This window comes from Nitrosomonas sp. (genome assembly GCF_043753625.1).
Classification (GTDB): Bacteria; Pseudomonadota; Gammaproteobacteria; order Burkholderiales; family Nitrosomonadaceae; genus Nitrosomonas.
Genome location: NZ_JAYUWI010000140.1, coordinates 1 through 17,719, shown reverse-complemented (window position 1 = coordinate 17,719; position 17,719 = coordinate 1). Strand labels below are relative to the sequence as shown.

The 17,719-nt window shown below is 42.1% G+C and carries 16 protein-coding genes; 14 read left to right on the top strand and 2 right to left on the bottom strand.

Features of this window, described 5'->3' with window-relative positions; translation table 11 throughout:
* Positions 1-12: 12 nt before the first annotated feature.
* The 13 genes from leuB to ACH10T_RS11930 all read left to right on the top strand — a co-directional run bounded on the left by leuB (position 13) and on the right by ACH10T_RS11930 (position 15,270).
* Entirely contained in the window at positions 13-1,074 is a 1,062-nt protein-coding gene (gene leuB / locus ACH10T_RS11990) for a 3-isopropylmalate dehydrogenase (protein ID WP_394809510.1), read from the top strand.
* Positions 1,075-1,230: 156 nt separating this feature from the next.
* Entirely contained in the window at positions 1,231-2,343 is a 1,113-nt protein-coding gene (asd, locus tag ACH10T_RS11985; protein ID WP_394809500.1) for an aspartate-semialdehyde dehydrogenase, read from the top strand.
* Positions 2,344-2,438: 95 nt separating this feature from the next.
* Complete coding sequence (locus tag ACH10T_RS11980; protein ID WP_394809499.1) at positions 2,439-5,003, top strand: FimV/HubP family polar landmark protein; 2,565 nt, start codon at positions 2,439-2,441, stop codon at positions 5,001-5,003.
* A gap of 208 nt (positions 5,004-5,211) precedes the next feature.
* A complete protein-coding gene (truA, locus tag ACH10T_RS11975) occupies positions 5,212-6,009 on the top strand; it encodes a tRNA pseudouridine(38-40) synthase TruA (RefSeq protein WP_394809498.1) in 798 nt (265 codons plus the stop codon).
* A gap of 26 nt (positions 6,010-6,035) precedes the next feature.
* On the top strand, positions 6,036-6,653 hold the full coding sequence (locus tag ACH10T_RS11970; protein ID WP_394809497.1) for a phosphoribosylanthranilate isomerase: 618 nt from the start codon (positions 6,036-6,038) through the stop codon (positions 6,651-6,653).
* Entirely contained in the window at positions 6,650-7,849 is a 1,200-nt protein-coding gene (trpB, locus tag ACH10T_RS11965) for a tryptophan synthase subunit beta (protein WP_394809496.1), read from the top strand. The genes ACH10T_RS11970 and trpB overlap by 4 nt, the downstream gene beginning before the upstream one ends.
* 127 nt (positions 7,850-7,976) lie before the next feature.
* On the top strand, positions 7,977-8,777 hold the full coding sequence (gene trpA / locus ACH10T_RS11960) for a tryptophan synthase subunit alpha (protein WP_394809509.1): 801 nt from the start codon (positions 7,977-7,979) through the stop codon (positions 8,775-8,777).
* A gap of 36 nt (positions 8,778-8,813) precedes the next feature.
* Entirely contained in the window at positions 8,814-9,683 is an 870-nt protein-coding gene (gene accD, locus ACH10T_RS11955; RefSeq protein ID WP_394809495.1) for an acetyl-CoA carboxylase, carboxyltransferase subunit beta, read from the top strand.
* 21 nt (positions 9,684-9,704) lie between these two features.
* Entirely contained in the window at positions 9,705-11,009 is a 1,305-nt protein-coding gene (folC, locus tag ACH10T_RS11950) for a bifunctional tetrahydrofolate synthase/dihydrofolate synthase (protein ID WP_394809494.1), read from the top strand.
* 16 nt (positions 11,010-11,025) lie between these two features.
* Complete coding sequence (locus ACH10T_RS11945; RefSeq protein WP_394809493.1) at positions 11,026-11,754, top strand: SPOR domain-containing protein; 729 nt, start codon at positions 11,026-11,028, stop codon at positions 11,752-11,754.
* Positions 11,755-11,837: 83 nt separating this feature from the next.
* Positions 11,838-12,344, top strand: a complete 507-nt coding sequence (locus ACH10T_RS11940; RefSeq protein WP_394809492.1) for a CvpA family protein — start codon at positions 11,838-11,840, stop codon at positions 12,342-12,344.
* Positions 12,345-12,447: 103 nt separating this feature from the next.
* Positions 12,448-13,968 carry an amidophosphoribosyltransferase gene (purF, locus tag ACH10T_RS11935; protein WP_394809491.1) on the top strand — a complete coding sequence of 507 codons (1,521 nt, stop codon included), beginning with the start codon at positions 12,448-12,450 and terminating at the stop codon, positions 13,966-13,968.
* A 126-nt stretch (positions 13,969-14,094) separates the two neighbouring features.
* Positions 14,095-15,270: an O-succinylhomoserine sulfhydrylase gene (locus tag ACH10T_RS11930; RefSeq protein ID WP_394809490.1), complete on the top strand. Its 1,176-nt coding sequence runs from the start codon at positions 14,095-14,097 to the stop codon at positions 15,268-15,270.
* Between the two features lie 63 nt (positions 15,271-15,333).
* Here ACH10T_RS11930 and ACH10T_RS11925 read toward each other — a convergent pair whose 3' ends face one another.
* Positions 15,334-15,825, bottom strand: coding sequence for a peptidylprolyl isomerase (locus tag ACH10T_RS11925; RefSeq protein ID WP_394809489.1), 492 nt, complete (start codon positions 15,823-15,825; stop codon positions 15,334-15,336).
* Between the two features lie 29 nt (positions 15,826-15,854).
* Positions 15,855-16,448, bottom strand: coding sequence for a peptidylprolyl isomerase (locus tag ACH10T_RS11920; protein ID WP_394809488.1), 594 nt, complete (start codon positions 16,446-16,448; stop codon positions 15,855-15,857).
* Between the two features lie 149 nt (positions 16,449-16,597).
* On the opposite strand from ACH10T_RS11920, the gene cysS reads away from it, so the two are divergent.
* A partial coding sequence (cysS, locus tag ACH10T_RS11915; RefSeq protein WP_394809487.1) for a cysteine--tRNA ligase occupies positions 16,598-17,719 on the top strand: 1,122 nt, incomplete at its 3' end.

Sequence of the window (17,719 nt, the reverse complement as noted above, 5' to 3'; positions counted from 1 at the left end):
AGTTAGAATATGATGAAAATTGCTGTTTTATCTGGCGACGGCATCGGGCCGGAAATCGTGGCGCAAGCCGTGCGTGTGTTGAATACTTTAAAAGCCGATGGCCTGGCAATTGAGTTGGAATATGGATTGATCGGAGGGTGTGCTGTTGATGCAACCGGAGAGCCGTATCCTGATGCAACGCATCGATTAGCGAGTCAAGCGGATGCGGTTCTGCTGGGCGCTGTAGGTGGTCCTCAATATGATACATTGCCGCGCCAACAACGTCCTGAACGCGGCTTGCTTGCTATTCGTAAGGAACTGAGCTTGTTTGCCAATCTGCGGCCAGCGATACTTTATCCAGAATTGGCCAATGCTTCCAGTTTGAAATATGACGTGGTTGCTGGACTTGATATTATGATCGTGCGCGAACTGACCGGCGATATTTATTTTGGTGAACCGCGTGGTATTGAGATGCGTGACGGGCAACGTGTCGGATTCAACACGATGATTTACAGCGAAGCAGAAATCCGACGTATTGCGCATGTTGCTTTCCGGGCAGCCAGTAAACGGCAGGGTAAGTTATGCTCCGTCGATAAAATGAATGTGCTGGAATGTACGCAATTGTGGCGTGACGTTGTTATTGAGGTATCCAAGGAGTACCCGCAAGTGATTCTTTCACATATGTTGGTCGATAATGCCGCCATGCAATTGGTTCGTAATCCCAAACAGTTTGATGTGATTGTGACCGGGAACATGTTTGGCGATATATTGTCTGACGAAGCCTCGATGTTAACGGGATCGATTGGGATGTTGCCTTCTGCTTCGCTGGATGAAAATAATAAAGGTTTGTACGAGCCGATTCATGGTTCGGCCCCCGATATTGCCGGGAAGGATCTGGCTAATCCGCTTGCGACCATACTTTCGGTTGCCATGATGCTGCGTTATACATTTAATCAGGAGGAAGCTGCGTTTCAAATAGAAAATGCAATTAAAAAAGTTTTGGCGCAGGGCTTCAGAACAAAAGATATTGATGAGCCGGGTATGAAATCTGTCGGTACGCAAGCAATGGGTGATGCCGTATTGTCATTTCTGTGAAATGGTTCTAAATCGCAAATTTAATTTAAGGATAGATTGAATTAGGGTGGAATTAGTACATTAAATCATTTGTTATGGATTTATAAAGTAAGCTAATATTTACGAAAGTTTTTTAAATAGTTAACCGATTGTCAATTTTAGGATAAGAGATAAGCAATGAAACAAGTTGGTTTTGTTGGCTGGCGAGGAATGGTCGGCTCCGTATTAATGCAGAGAATGCGAGAAGAAGAAGATTTTTCGCTGATAAATCCTATTTTTTTTACAACATCACAGCAAGGTGGTGCAGGTCCTGGAATTGGCAAGGAAATTCCATCCTTAAAAGATGCTTTTGATATCAAACAACTCAGTGCAATGGATATCATTATTTCCTGTCAGGGTGGTGATTATACCAACCAAGTTGTCAAGCAGTTGCGCCAATCCGGATGGCAAGGATATTGGATAGATGCGGCATCTGCACTGCGTATGGAAGATGATGCAGTTATTATACTAGATCCAGTTAATATGCCGGTGATCAAACAAGCGCTGCACGATGGTGTCAAGAATTATATTGGTGGTAATTGCACGGTAAGCTTGATGTTAATGGCGGTTGGCGGTCTTTTTGAAAAAGGGTTGGTGGAATGGATGAGCGCCATGACTTACCAGGCGGCATCGGGTGCGGGGGCCAAAAACATGCGCGAATTACTACTACAAATGGGTGAAGCACATAGGGTGGCAAAAGATTTACTGGATGATCCTGCTTCAAATATTCTCGATATAGATCGGGAAGTTGCAGGTACCTTGCGGAATAATAAATTCCCAACAGAAAATTTTGGTGTGCCATTGGCAGGTAGTTTGATTCCTTGGATTGATAAAGAGGTAGCCAATGGACAGAGTCGTGAAGAATGGAAAGGTCAAGCAGAGACCAATAAAATCCTCGGCAGAAGTAACCGGCAAATTCCTGTTGACGGCATCTGCGTGCGTGTCGGTGCGATGCGATGCCATAGTCAGGCTTTGACGATCAAATTAAAACAAGATGTACCATTAGATGAAATTGAAGAGATCATCGCTGGCTCGAATGATTGGGTGCAGATTGTACCCAATGATAGAGCAGCAACAACCTCAAGATTAACACCCACAGCAGTAACAGGATCCCTATCGATACCTGTAGGACGTTTGCGGAAACTAGCGATGGGTGGAGAATATTTATCTGTTTTTACAGTAGGCGATCAATTGCTCTGGGGTGCTGCGGAGCCGCTACGGAGAATGCTGCGTATACTGATTGCGCATTAATTAAGTATATTCATTTGTTCGTTCTCTTAAAGATTTTAGCTGATGATCGGTTTGTTTAAAATGAATTAGCCAGCAATTTGAGGCATAATCGCAGCTTGCGTGATTACGCTACAATGCTAGCCTTTCGATATTTATTTTCAAAAACCAGAGAGGGTATTTCGGTGTATAAAACATCTTTTAGAGTTAGCTTGTTTGTAATCATTCTGATGTTGCCATGCGCTGTTATTCAGGCAGCGGGACTCGGTAAACTGACACTCAATTCAGCATTGGGACAACCCCTAAATGCTGAAATTGATATCGTTGCCACCAACAGTGATGAAGTGCAATCTCTAAAAGCCAGTATCGCAAAGCGGGAAGCATATACGCAAGCTGGTATCAACTATGAGTCTATCCTGTCATCTGTCAAAGCCTCGATAGAGTCAAGGACTAATGGCAATCCCTATATCAAGCTGACTTCGCCGCAAGCTGTTAATGATCCGTTCTTAATGATTCTGATGGAGTTGAATTGGGCTTCAGGGCGTATATTGCGCGAATATACCGTCTTGCTTGATCCTGTTGAAGCGAAAACACAGAATCTAGCCGCAGCGAACAGCAATCCTGCCCAGAGAATAACCGTAACGAGGCTAGATGCGGAAAAATCTTCTGGTATTGAAAAAAATAATCAAGCGACAAGCTCGTCTAAATCAAAAAACAGCTCTTCTAATCAAACGAAAAAAACCTATGGACCGGTGAATCGGGGAGATACCCTATCGTCAATTGCCCGCCAGGTTTTACCAGCTGGGGTCGATCTTAATCAGATGCTTGTGGCACTTTATCGTGCGAATCGTGATGCCTTTATTGCCGACAACATGAATTTGCTCAGAACTGGTGTCGTTCTTAAGATACCCGAGAGAAGTGAAGTAACAGCCATTGATACATCAACGGCAAAGGCGGAAATCAAAACGCAGATTGGGGACTGGCGTAATTATCAAGGAAAGCTAGCGACGATCAGCAGAGAATCATCGACATCTCACACAATCAGTCAATCAGATCAAGGTCAAATCACGACCAATATTGATAAAAAATCTATAGCAGCATCTGGAACCCCTAAAGAAGTTTTGAAGCTATCAAGTGGTGCTCAGTTGCTTGATAAAAATGGTCAGATTGCTGAATCTACTTTAGTAGATCGTCTCCGGATGATGGAAGAAGATGCTATCGCACGCAATCTTGCTTTGCAGGAGGCCAATCAGCGTGTAGCGATGCTGGAAAAAAGCATTGAAAATATGAAGCAATTGCTGGAACTGAAGGATTCTGTTTTAGCTCAGGCACAAACTAAAGCAGAATCTGTTACAAGGCAACCAGAAGTTCGGTCACCTGTGACGGTTAACGCATTAACTACAAAAGATCCAAAGTTGAGTATGGATTCCCCCCCGCAGATGCAAGAAGCTCCGGTAATTCAACTCGCCACTGAAGCAATGATCCAGAATGCGACAGCTAATCCATCGCAATCACCTGATGAAACTACGGAACGATCATTGACCGATCAATTATTTGGTTATATCGAATATATTGGCGCTGCCTCGATTCTAGTATTGTTACTCACTTTGCTGATTCTTAAGCGACGTCGAGATCAGTTAAAAGCTGATGTGGAAGAAGATGATACAACGGAAAAAGACTTTGCTTCATCGATGCAGTCGCGGATGGCCTCAATGGCAACTGTCGAGACTGCTATGCCTCAGACTGATACGAACCAGTCTGTATCAGAGGAAGCAGAAAATGATTTAACCTATGAGAACATTAATGCCTATTCTGGAACTGAAGAACAGGATGAAACTTTTGATAAAAAGACGACTTATTACGAAGAAGATGCTGAATATGCTGAGAAATCTGACTCGCATCCAGCATCTATTTCTGAGTCTCGGATTGGAGATGAGCTGTTGCCAGATAATTTTCAACAGGATGTTGATACAGATTCAAAAGAAGATTTTGAAGAAGATTATAGTCAATTCATTGATTCTTCGCAGAAGGATGGTTCCGCAGATTTTACCAATGAAATTGATTTTGATTTGAGCGATGAAACCGATGAGGGCAAAAAGAATTTAGCTTTCAATCAATCTTTCTCAACAGAAAGTTCTGTGAAACAGAGTACTGAATTTCCTGATGATTCAGAGCAGTCTTTAGATTCTGTAAATTCCGATGATAAAGCTGCAGAAAAGAATAATGAGGGGATAGATTTTGATCTTGCTGACTCAGATATCGATTTGACGGAAGAAGAATCTGTAAATGAAACTGAGGTTTCCAAGATGAATGATGAGTTTAACTCTTTTGATAGCAATGCAGAAAAAGCCAGCTTAACTGATGAACCTTTGGAGTTTGATAAACCTCAAGAGATTGTGCCGGATACGATGGAATCAGAGTCATTGTCTAAGATGCCTGAACTCGAATTAGCCGATATTAATTTGGATCTTGAAGATGCCAATCCGGTGGGCGAGAAAGATGAAAAGGCGGATTTGAATGATACGGGTGAGGCATGGCAGGAAATTGAAACCAAGCTCGATTTGGCAAAAGCTTATCTGGAAATGGATGATAAAGAAGGTGCCAAAGAAATGCTTGAAGAAGTGGCGCGCGACGGGGATATGAAACAAAAAAAAGCTGCGAAGAAAATGCTGAAAACCCTTTAGCGGGAGTGTTGAGAAACTATCTACGTTGCCGCTACGGTGTTAAAATCAAGTTCAAAATGCTCATTGATTATACATAATTGCGCATTTCCGCCTTTTTCTTCCTTGAGTTGACTGCTTCGAATATGTTTTTTAACTGCCTGTTAGCGATATCTATTGGTCACATAGCAATATCTGACATTGATCAATTTGGAATGGCGGTTTTTTCTTCGTGCGGATAGTGCTTGTCTTAGAATATGACGGTAGCCGGTATTGCGGATGGCAAAGTCAACCGGCAGGCTGTTCGATTCAAGATGCGCTTGAGACAGCTTTATCTAAGATAGCAAAAGAAGCAATTCGCGTCATTACCGCTGGGCGTACCGATGCCGGGGTTCATGCACTTTATCAGGTGGTGCATTTTGATACACTTGCACAACGCCCGACCAGCGCCTGGATACGCGGAGTGAATGCGCTATTGCCAGGGAACATAGCGATACTGTGGGCAACCGAAGCATCCGAAAAATTTCATGCAAGATACAGTGCAATTGAGCGACGTTACATTTATTTGCTATTAAATCACCCAGTTCGACCAGGCACTCATGATAAAAAAATAGGATGGTATCATCAGCCGCTTGCGTTGGAGAAAATGCAAACTGCAAGTAACATCTTGATCGGAGAACATGATTTTTCCTCGTTTCGATCAGCCGAATGCCAGGCAAAATCTCCTATTCGGACGATGACACAATTGAACATCACGCGCCACGGAAATTTATTGATTTTTGATCTGCGCGCCAATGCGTTCTTGCAGCACATGGTAAGAAATATTATCGGTTGCCTTGTATATATTGGTAAAGGAAAGTATTCTGCTGAATGGATGTATGAGTTGTTGGAAAGTCGCAATCGGATATACGCAGCACCAACTTTCTCTCCTGCAGGGTTATATCTGGTGGGTGTGAAATATGATTGCGGCTGGCGCATGCCGGAATTAGCTGAAGTGCCAATTATTCCAGGACTATCCACTCGTAATTAGGTACACAAAAAAGACTATTGATTATTATGTCAGTGCGCGTAAAAGTATGTGGAATTACCCGTTGTGAAGATGCGCAAGCGGCAGTTCAATTAGGTGTCGATGCAATTGGTTTTGTTTTCTGGCAGCAAAGCGCACGTTATATTGACCCGAATTCGGCAAGCCGGATTACGGAAAATATACCGCCTTTTGTTTGTACCGTCGGTGTTTATGTAGATCCCGATGCGGCATGGGTTGAAGAAACCAGTAAAGTTTCAAAATTAAATTTGCTCCAATTTCATGGTGATGAAACACCGGAGTTTTGTAATCAATTTTCTCAGCCTTATATTAAGGCGATTAGGGTCAAACAAGACACAGATTTGCTACAATACGCTGAAAGATATAGGACTGCGAAAGCATTATTGCTGGATACTTATGCTGCAGATATGCCCGGGGGCACGGGACATACTTTTAATTGGGGACTTATCCCGCAATATCTGCCATTGCCGCTTATTCTTTCTGGTGGTTTAAATCCAGATAATGTAGCAATGGCAATTAAGCAAACTCAGCCGTGGGCGGTTGATGTTTCAAGTGGCGTGGAAGCTTCAAAAGGTATTAAAGATGAACAAAAAATTTTTGCTTTCATGCAAGGAGTTAAACAATTGTGAGTGCTTATGATCTCCCCAATAAAAATGGTCACTTTGGACCTTATGGAGGCATATTTGTAGCTGAAACGTTAATTTCGGCACTTGAGGATTTACGCAAGCAATATGAGTTTTATCGTGACGACCCGGAATTTCGGGCAGAGTTTTCCTATGAATTAAAGCATTATGTAGGACGCCCCAGTCCAATCTATCACGCTAAAAGATGGTCTGAGCATTTGGGTGGTGCGCAAATACTGTTGAAACGTGAAGATTTGAATCATACCGGCGCGCATAAAATAAACAATACAATTGGACAGGCATTGTTAGCCCGGCGCATGGGTAAAAAACGTGTCATTGCTGAGACGGGTGCTGGCCAACATGGTGTGGCCAGTGCGACAGTGGCGGCGCGGTATGGGATGGAATGCGTTGTTTATATGGGCTCTGAAGATGTTAGGCGGCAAGCAACCAATGTCTATCGTATGAAACTCTTGGGTGCAACAGTGGTGCCGGTAGAATCGGGATCTCGAACATTAAAAGATGCGCTAAATGAGGCAATGCGTGACTGGGTTACTAATGTTGAGAACACTTTTTATATCATTGGTACAGTCGCCGGACCACACCCCTATCCGATGATGGTCAGGGATTTTCAGGCGATTATAGGAAAAGAAGCCAAGGTACAGATGCAAGAGGATTTCAATCGGCAACCGGATGCACTCATTGCCTGTGTTGGTGGGGGATCAAATGCAATCGGGTTATTCTATCCTTATATTGATGATGTGAATGTCCGGCTGATTGGCGTGGAAGCGGCGGGAAAAGGTATTGATACCAACCAGCATGCAGCGACCTTATCAACGGGTAGACCCGGAGTATTACATGGAAATCGTACCTATCTTATCCAGGATGAGAATGGTCAGATTATTGAAACACATTCTATTTCAGCCGGTCTTGATTACCCCGGCGTTGGACCGGAACATGCTTGGCTTAAAGATTGCGGGCGTGCAGAATATGTTGCAATTACCGATGATGAAGCGCTAGAAGCATTTCATACACTCTGTCGCTATGAAGGCATAATGCCAGCACTGGAATCAAGCCATGCTCTGGCCTATGCTGCTAAATATGCGCCTACATTACCGAAAGACAAATTGCTGCTGGTTAATCTATCTGGCCGAGGTGACAAGGATATGGCGACTGTCGCGCAAATGTCCGGGTTAACACTCTAGCATTTCGATAATCAGTGTTGTGCATTTGTAATTTTCCGAAAAGAATTGAGAGTGGATTGAGCCGATGAGCCTAGATAGTATTAAAAATTTAATGAGTTTTTTTAGTGGACAAAGTGACACTAAAAAAATAAGTCGTATCGCTAAAATATTTGCTACATTAAAAAAACAAAATCGAAAAGCTTTAATTCCATTTATCACGGCTGGTGATCCCAATCCGGAAATCACGGTCCAGTTAATGCATCAGCTTGTTCAATCAGGTTCTGACATCATAGAGTTAGGCATACCCTTTTCAGATCCGATGGCGGATGGGCCTACGATACAGAGATCTTCGGAGAGAGCTTTAAAACATCATGTGAGTCTGAATGGTGTACTGGATATGGTGGCAGAATTCAGAAAAACGGATACGGATACACCCGTTGTTTTGATGGGATATGCAAATCCTATTGAAGCACTGGGTTATGAATTGTTGGCAGTCAAAGCAAAAGAATGTGGTGTCGATGGTATTCTAATCGTTGACTATCCGCCTGAAGAATCAGGTGAGTGGGTGCAATGCTTAGATCAGCATGGGATCGATGCAATCTTCTTATTATCTCCCACAACATCCCAGGAACGGATTGAGCAAGTGGCGAAAATAGCGAGAGGCTATATTTATTATGTTTCGTTAAAGGGTGTAACCGGCGCATCACACCTTGATCTTCAGAATGTGAGTGTCATGTTGATGCAACTACGTCAGTATATTTCACTACCGATTGGCGTTGGATTCGGTATTCGTGATGGAGCAACAGCTAAAGCAGTAGCTGGTCTGGCAGACGCTGTAGTAGTGGGTAGTCGAATTATAGAAGAGATTGAGAAATCGGATGGCGAAGAGCTACTACATAATGTAGGAAACTTGTTGAATACGTTACGCAAAGCCATTGATGAAAATTAAAGCAATATTCAACCTGCAGTTTAGGAAGCGATCCTCATGAGTTGGTTTCAGAATATTATTCCACCAAAAATAAAAAGAAAAGAAACTGGTGAAAAGAAAATCGTGCCAGAAGGTTTGTGGAGTAAATGTAATACTTGCGAAGCCGTTTTATATTACACAGATTTGGCTAAGAACCTGAATGTTTGTCCTAAATGTGATTATCATAATCGCATTTCTGCAAGAAACCGTCTTGATTTGCTGCTTGATCCCGATGGTCAGAATGAAATTGGTGCCGAGGTGATTGCAACAGATGCACTTAAGTTCAAAGATAGCAAACGTTATGTAGATCGATTAGCGCAAGCAAAGGAAAGTACTGATGAAGATGATTCTTTGGTTGTAATGCAAGGAACCATCAAGACTGTCCCGGTAGTCGTTGCAGTATTTGAATTTGGTTTTATGGGCGGATCAATGGGTTCTGTTGTCGGCGAACGTTTTGTACGTGGTGTTAAAACATGTATTACTCACCATTTGCCATTTATATGTTTCAGTGCCAGTGGCGGTGCACGCATGCAGGAGGGTTTGTTTTCACTAATGCAAATGGCTAAAACAACCGCTGCACTGACACGATTAAGCCATAACAAATTACCTTTTATCTCAGTATTGACAGACCCAACCATGGGTGGTGTTTCAGCAAGCTTTGCCTTTATTGGTGATGTGGTCATTGCCGAGCCCGGTGCACTTATCGGATTTGCCGGCCCGCGCGTTATTGAGCAGACAGTGCGTCAAAGACTTCCCGAAGGCTTCCAGCGAGCTGAATTCTTATTGCAGCATGGCGCGATTGATATGATTGTGGATCGAAGACAAATGCGCGGCAAGATTGTCAATCTTTGTACGCAACTGATGCGCGTGCCAGCACCCACATCCTAAATCAAGATTAGTTCATACGACATGAATGCAACAAGTAGCGGACCTGACTTACTCGCTGACTGGTTAGCTTATCTTGAAGCGCTTCATCCAAAAACCATTGAAATGGGATTGGATCGTGTAAATCAGGTCAGACAGAAACTTGGACTGATACCTAAATTTCCTATTATTCTAGTTGGTGGTACGAACGGTAAAGGTTCAGTGTGTGCGATGCTTGAATCGATATTGTGTTGTGCTGGTTACCAAGTAGGTTGCTATACTTCACCCCATTTACTTCGCTATAACGAACGTGTTCGTATCGATAAAAAAGAGATTGATGATGAAAGATTTTGCTACGCATTTGCGCGAATAGATGTCGCAAGAGAAAATTGTCAAACTTCTTTAACTTTTTTTGAATTCGGTACACTGGCTGCGATGTATTTGTTTGTTAAGGCTCAAGTTGATGTAGCAATTTTGGAAGTGGGTTTGGGGGGGCGACTTGATGCTGTCAATATATTTGATGCGGATTGTTCAATTTTAACCAGCATTGATTTAGATCATATGGAATATCTTGGAGCTACGAGGGAAAAGATAGGATTTGAAAAAGCCGCTATTTTTAGAAAAAACAAACCGGCTATTTGTGCGGAAATTAATTTACCCGACTCGGTTAATCAACAAGTTGAAAGTATTGGTGCAAATTTTTTTCAATTTGAAAAAGCATTTGGTTTTTCAAAGAAGAATACACAGTGGGATTTTTGGGGACCGAAGGGCTGGCGATACTCTCTCCCTTTTCTTGCTTTGCGCGGTGAGAAACAGCTGCAAAACGCGAGTACTTGCTTAGCTGCACTAGATACGCTAGATGAATTGCTGCCTGTCAGTATGAATGAAGTACGTCAAGGGCTAATTGAAGCTGTCATACCAGGCCGGTTTCAAGTTGTTTCAACGCAACCCATGATAATTCTGGATGTGGCACATAATCCGGCTGCAGCTTCTGTTTTGTCTGAAAATTTGGTTGCGACAAAACCGGCTGGCTATACCTACGCTGTATTTGCTATGCTGCAGGATAAAGACATTTTTGGAGTGATTCAGGAATTAAAAAATGATATTGATTTCTGGCTAATATCATCAATTCATACTCCTCGTGCTGCTACTGCTGATTATTTAATCAATGAGATTCATAAAGCCGGTATTTCAAATAACAAGAACGTCATTTATAAGTTTCCAGATTGTGTGGCGGCTTTTGTTTTTGCCTGTGAACGAGCAACTAAAAATGATAGAATCTGCATATTCGGATCTTTCTATACAGTGGGTGACGTGTTGCGTTATTTGAACACGCTTCATAGCAAGTAATAATTGGATATTTCAAATGACAAAAAATATCAGTGAAGAAGAATTATTGCTACGAAAGCGCGCGAGAAGACGTTTGGTTGGCGCTATCGTTTTAGTTCTCATTTCGGTAATTGTATTACCGATTATTTTCGATGAACCAAAATCCGATAATGAAAAACATGAGATTGCCATTAATTTGCCAGTACCTGGTAAGAACAGCAAAAATAGTTTTATATCCAAAGCAGATCCAGCAGGTCGCGAGTCTATTATTGGCGTAGAGGCATTACCTGAATTACAGAGTAAACCTAAAGTTACCCCACAAGACACTGAGGAAATCATCCAAGTGTCCGGTGAACAGAAACGCACTCCGATCCCAGGCATTAAACCGAAAGTTAATAAACCTCCCATTGAAGTAAAAAACACAAATGCTATAAATAATGCGGCAGCAACTGTCGCGGCGACAGCGTCTGCGACAACTACTTCAGCTGCTGCAACTGCAACTGCAACTGCAACTGCAACTGCAACTGCAGATACGACGAAGGGATTCGTCGTACAACTAGGTGCATTTTCTGATCAATTGAAAGCAAAGCAGCAACAGGCAATTTTGGTATCAAATGGATTTAAGGCCTATATGGAAACACTTAGAATTGATAATAATGAAGTGACGCGTGTGCGTATTGGTCCTTTTATGATCCGAAGTGCTGCAGAGAATGAATTAAAAAAGCTAAAGAAGATCGGCTTAGATGGGGTAGTGGTGCCAAGATGATTGTAAATATTCCATCTTTCTTAACTTTTGAACTAATTTTTATTCATAGCGCTTAATTACAAGAACTGTATTAATTTTAACCGATGACTGTTTTTGATTATGTTGTATCCGGTATTTTCCTCGTATCGATAGTTCTCAGTATTATTCGAGGATTTGTTCGTGAAGCACTGTCTGTTGCAGGTTGGATAGTTGCTTTTATAGTAGCTAGCGCGTATGCATCATTTTTTGAACAATTTCTGCCTACTGAAATAGCCGGTGAGACACTCCGGATTTCTATTGCATTTGTTTTAACATTTCTTTCCGTATTACTTATTACTGCCTTAGCGACAATGTTGCTGTCAGTTCTAATTAAAGGTATTGGGTTAGGGTTTATCGATCGATTGCTTGGTTCGATATTTGGGTTTATCAGAGCACTCGTTATTGTGATGTTACTGGTTCTGATCGCTGGACTGACAACGATTCCTAATCAAGTATTTTGGCAGCAAGCTATTTCCAGTCGTCCGTTGGAAGCGATTGCAATACAAATTTTACCTTGGTTGCCAAATGATCTGTCAAAGCGTATCAGCTACGAAAGAAAAGAAAATTCTTAATATGATTCACTACGCTTGCATTTGTGTGATTATTATTCCACTTATTAAATATTTTCAATCTACATCTTTGAGCTGATTAGAGAAAATCTTACGGAGTATTTCTATGTGTGGAATTCTCGGCATTGTTGCAAAATTGCCAGCCAATCAATTGCTTTATGATGGCTTATTAATGCTGCAGCATCGTGGACAAGATGCAAGTGGTATAGTAACCGCACAAGGTAATACTTTTCATATGCACAAAGGCCTTGGATTGGTGCGAGATGTATTTCGTACCCGGAATATGCGAGCGTTAGCCGGTAATATCGGTATTGGCCATGTACGTTATCCCACAGCTGGATCTGTCAATTCTGCAGCTGAAGCGCAACCTTTTTATGTGAATTCACCTTTTGGTATTGTACTGAGTCATAATGGAAATTTGACAAATGCGGAGGAGCTTAGCCAGGAATTGTTTAGGGCTGACTTAAGGCATGTCAACACCAATTCAGATACTGAAGTTCTGCTGAATGTTTTCGCACACGAATTACAGGAAAGCACGCGTAATTGCCAGCTCGATCCTGCCACAATCTTTACGGCTGTATCGGGTGTACATAAACGTTGCAAAGGTGCCTATGCAGTTATAGCCATGATTGCCGGATACGGATTGTTAGCTTTTCGCGATCCCTATGGCATACGCCCGTTAGTTTTTGGTACGGTAGAGAGTGAAAACGGGCATGAATACCTGATTGCTTCAGAAAGTGTTGCTCTCGATACACTAGGCTTTAAACTGATACGCGATGTAGCGCCAGGAGAAGCTATTTTTATTGATGAAGCTGGAAATTTTTACAATAAACAATGTGCGACCAATTATTCACTGAATCCTTGTATTTTTGAATATGTATACCTGGCCCGGCCTGATTCCGTGATCGATGGTATTTCGGTCTATGAAACACGATTGAATATGGGCGAGCATCTCGCTGAAAAAATTAGAAAATCAATGCATCATCTGGATATTGATGTGGTAATTCCGATACCGGACTCAAGCCGGCCGAGTGCATTGCAACTCGCCAATCAATTGGGGGTCAATTTTCGCGAAGGTTTTGTTAAGAATCGTTATGTTGGTCGTACCTTTATTATGCCTGGTCAGCAACAACGGCGTAAATCAGTACGTCAGAAACTCAATGCAATCGGTATAGAATTCCGTGGCAAAAATGTTTTATTAGTTGATGATTCAATTGTACGTGGCACGACAAGTCGTGAGATCGTGCAGATGGCACGTGAGGCTGGTGCACATAAAATTTATTTTGCATCTGCAGCCCCTCCAGTGAGATACCCCAATGTGTATGGTATCGATATGCCCACGCGCCAAGAATTAATTGCAACCGATCGTAGCACAGAGGAAATTTGCCGTGAAATTGGTGCAGATTACCTTATTTATCAAGATCTTGAAGCACTTGTCCGAGCTATCTCAAAAATATCTCCCACTGTAAAAAATTTTGAGACTTCATGCTTTGATGGAAACTATATAACAGGCGATGTAACAACAGAATATTTACGCACCATTGAGTTACAACGAAATTCCAGTCAATCTTTTTTGCAAACCAGATCTAATACACAACTTGATTTAAGTTTGGTTTTCTCTGATTAGTAATTTCTGTTTATATTTAATTGATTACACTTTTCAATGCTGACAACAGTTGAATAAATAGTAGTGAATACTAAAATATTTTCAGATTGTTAACATTTTTACGTTTTTGCTTGAGGTTTTATAGACATGTCTGATCATTTACAACCAGAGACACTTGCACTCCATACCGGTATTCATCGTAGTCAGTTTAATGAACATTCCGAGGCAATGTATTTAACATCAAGTTTTGTCTTTGATAGCGCCGCACAGGCAGCTGCACGCTTTTCCGGGAGTGAGCCGGGGAATATTTATGCCCGGTTTACCAATCCAACTGTAACCGCATTCGAAGAGCGGCTTGCGGTGCTGGAAGGCGCAGAAGCATGTATTGCGACTTCTTCTGGCATGTCAGCAATACTTGCATGTGTAATGGGATTACTCTCTGCCGGTGATCATATCGTCGCTTCGCGCAGTTTATTTGGAGCCACTGTCAATTTATTTAATAACATATTGAAGCGATTTAATATCGATACCACGTTTGTATCGGCTACGGATGTTAATTCATGGGAAACTGCAATACAGCCTAACACCAAGCTATTTTTTCTGGAAACGCCGTCCAATCCATTAACAGAAATTTCAGATATCGCTGAATTATCAAAAGTTGCCAGAAGGTCTGGTATTTGGCTAGTCGTTGATAATTGTTTTTGTACACCCATCCTGCAAAAACCGCTCGAGCTGGGTGCTGATATTGTCATACATTCTGCAACCAAGTATTTGGATGGGCAAGGTAGGGTATTGGGGGGCGCCGTGTTAGGTAACCAGGAATTGCTAATGGATGGCGGTATATATGGGTTTTTGCGTACAGCTGGACCAACACTCAGTGCATTCAATGCATGGGTTATATTGAAAGGTCTGGAGACACTCAAAATACGCGTGGAGGCACATGCCGAGAATGCCCTGAGAATGGCTCGATGGCTTGAATCCAAACCGAATGTGACGCGCGTATTTTATCCTGGCTTAATGTCTCATCCGCAATATGAGTTAGCTAAACGTCAACAGAAATCAGGTGGTGGTATTGTCACATTTGAGGTGAAAGGTGGCAAAGAGGCGGCTTGGCGTGTTATTGATTCGACACGTCTGATATCGATCACTGCTAATCTGGGCGATGTCAAGAGCACGCTGACACATCCCGCAACGACAACCCATGCTCGTATTAGTCAAGAAGCAAGAGATGCCGCTGGTATATCCGATGGGTTGTTACGTATCGCCGTGGGGTTAGAAGCGGTACAGGATCTTCAGGATGATCTAGTACGAGGTTTGTCGTAAAAAAACGTGATTGTTGTGCATGTTTAACTTACATCAAAAATGCTTTCTACTACTTGCCAGTGATTAAGTTACTTCAGCTTTCTGAATAATAACATCTTCGAGCGGAACATTTTGGTGACCAGCAGAATCTCCGGTTTTAACTTTCTTGATTTTATCAACGACATCCTGACCTTCAATTACTTTTCCGAATACACAGTAACCATAGCCTTGTGATGATGGGGATTTATAATTTAAAAATCCATTGCTGGCCACATTAATAAAAAATTGCGCGGTTGCGGAATGCACGTCAGCACTACGCGCCATCGCGATGGTATAAGTGTCATTCTTGAGTCCATTAGCAGCCTCATTTTGAATGGGTGCTTGCGTGGTTTTTTGTTTCATTCCGGGCTCAAATCCGCCACCCTGAATCATAAAATCATCAATGACACGATGAAATAAGGTGTTGTCATAAAATCCACTGGTAACGTAATTTAAAAAGTTCTGCACAGTTTCAGGTGCTTTCTCACTATCCAGTTCAAGTGTTATAACACCAAAATTAGTTTGTAATCTGACCATATCAATCCTTTATGGGTTTATGATTCCTGTTACTGAGGGTTCTGTTTCTCAGGGACAGGTAATTTAATAATTTCTTCGATAATTACGCTGTTTTTTGGCACATCACCTGAAAAAGGGCCGCCTGATCCAGTTGGTGTGGATGCGATCTTATTCACAATTTCCATGCCGGTGATTACTTTGCCAAATACAGTGTATCCATAACCGCTTTGGCTGGGTGCTTTATAATTGAGGAATCCGTTATTCGCGATATTAATAAAGAACTGTGCGGAAGCAGAATGCGGATCCGATGTGCGTGCCATTGCTATCGTTCCGATTTCATTCTTTAAACCATTGGCAGCTTCATTCTGAATCGGTGGTCTGGTCGGTTTCTGTTTGAAAGCAGTATCGAATCCGCCGCCTTGAATCATAAAACCGGATATCACACGGTGGAACAACGTGTTTTTATAGAAACCCTCTTCAATATACTGCAGAAAATTTTCAACTGTTTTGGGGGCTTTGTCCGGATAAAGCTCAAGTACGATATTCCCACTACTCGTTTTCATTTCAACTCGTATGTCTGCGGCATTAACACTCAGGTTTATCGAAATTAAAAACAGAAAAATCAAAATCTGGCAGAGTCGCATAGTTATCCTATTAGTTATAAACGAGGGTAAGAGTTTCATATTTGCAATATGCTATACTCATTGGCTATTTATTTCCTGATTCAATCATCAAGAACATCCGGAATTCTATCAAGAAGATAGTCAGCTCCACAATTTTATCTGTTGGCCTTATGCTTAAAATTTATAACTCAATCGCCCGGGAAAAACAAGACTTTGTTCCTATCCTGCCTGGAAAAGTAAAAATATATGTTTGCGGCATGACTGTTTATGATTACTGTCATCTGGGGCATGCGCGGGTTTTGGTTGTTTTTGACACGGTTGTCCGCTGGTTTAAGGCAAATGATTTTGATGTTAGCTATGTACGGAATATTACCGATATCGACGACAAAATTATCAAACGCGCGCAAGAAAATAATGAATCAATCGAAACGCTGACAGATCGTTTTATTCAGGCCATGAATGAGGACTCTTCAGCGTTAGGCGTTTCATCACCGACCTACGAACCGCGTGCAACGGGTTATGTCGAAAACATGATCGGTATGATCGGTACTTTGGTTGAGAAGAATCTTGCCTATCAGGCAAGTAATGGCGATGTTTATTATGCTGTGCACAATTTTCCAAGTTACGGAAAACTTTCCGGCAAGTCTCTGAATGATTTGCGTGCCGGTGAGCGTGTCGAAATCGATTCGAATAAAAAAGACCCGTTAGATTTTGTGCTGTGGAAATCGGCAAAGCCGGGAGAGCCGTCTTGGGAATCGCCTTGGGGGAAGGGACGTCCAGGCTGGCACATTGAGTGCTCGGCAATGAGTGAGCAACTATTGGGCGTGCATTTTGATATTCATGGGGGGGGGCAGGATCTGCAATTTCCACACCATGAAAATGAAATTGCTCAAAACTTTGGCGCCTGTAATTGTATGGGTGCCAACTATTGGTTGCACGCCAATATGCTGTTGCTGAATGGTAAAAAAATGTCAAAATCGGATGGCAATAATATTACGCCAGCCGAGTTATTTACTGGCAATTCTCCACACGTTTCAAAAGGTTATACAGCCATGATTGCTCGCTTTTTCTTTCTACAAGCGCATTATGGCTCTACGCTTGACATGAACGATGATGCTTTGCAAGCAGCAGAAAAAGGATATAAACGCTTGATGGAAGCGAATAAAATACTCCAAAGCCTTGATACACTAAAGGGAGGTGATGGTAATTTTATTTTAGATAAAGACATCAAAGACTTAATGGCGATGACATATGAGGATATGAATGATAATTTCAATGCTCCAAAAGCCCTC

Excerpts from the sequence above, each read along its gene's own strand:
- purF (WP_394809491.1), top strand. The coding sequence starts at position 12,448 with ATGTGTGGAATTCTCGGCATTGTTGCAAAATTGCCAGCCAATCAATTG.
- asd (WP_394809500.1), top strand. The coding sequence starts at position 1,231 with ATGAAACAAGTTGGTTTTGTTGGCTGGCGAGGAATGGTCGGCTCCGTA.
- ACH10T_RS11970 (WP_394809497.1), top strand. The coding sequence starts at position 6,036 with ATGTCAGTGCGCGTAAAAGTATGTGGAATTACCCGTTGTGAAGATGCG.
- ACH10T_RS11930 (WP_394809490.1), top strand. The coding sequence starts at position 14,095 with ATGTCTGATCATTTACAACCAGAGACACTTGCACTCCATACCGGTATT.
- ACH10T_RS11920 (WP_394809488.1), bottom strand. The coding sequence starts at position 16,448 with ATGCGACTCTGCCAGATTTTGATTTTTCTGTTTTTAATTTCGATAAAC.
- ACH10T_RS11940 (WP_394809492.1), top strand. The coding sequence starts at position 11,838 with ATGACTGTTTTTGATTATGTTGTATCCGGTATTTTCCTCGTATCGATA.
- folC (WP_394809494.1), top strand. The coding sequence starts at position 9,705 with ATGAATGCAACAAGTAGCGGACCTGACTTACTCGCTGACTGGTTAGCT.
- ACH10T_RS11945 (WP_394809493.1), top strand. The coding sequence starts at position 11,026 with ATGACAAAAAATATCAGTGAAGAAGAATTATTGCTACGAAAGCGCGCG.
- ACH10T_RS11925 (WP_394809489.1), bottom strand. The coding sequence starts at position 15,825 with ATGGTCAGATTACAAACTAATTTTGGTGTTATAACACTTGAACTGGAT.
- leuB (WP_394809510.1), top strand. The coding sequence starts at position 13 with ATGAAAATTGCTGTTTTATCTGGCGACGGCATCGGGCCGGAAATCGTG.
- accD (WP_394809495.1), top strand. The coding sequence starts at position 8,814 with ATGAGTTGGTTTCAGAATATTATTCCACCAAAAATAAAAAGAAAAGAA.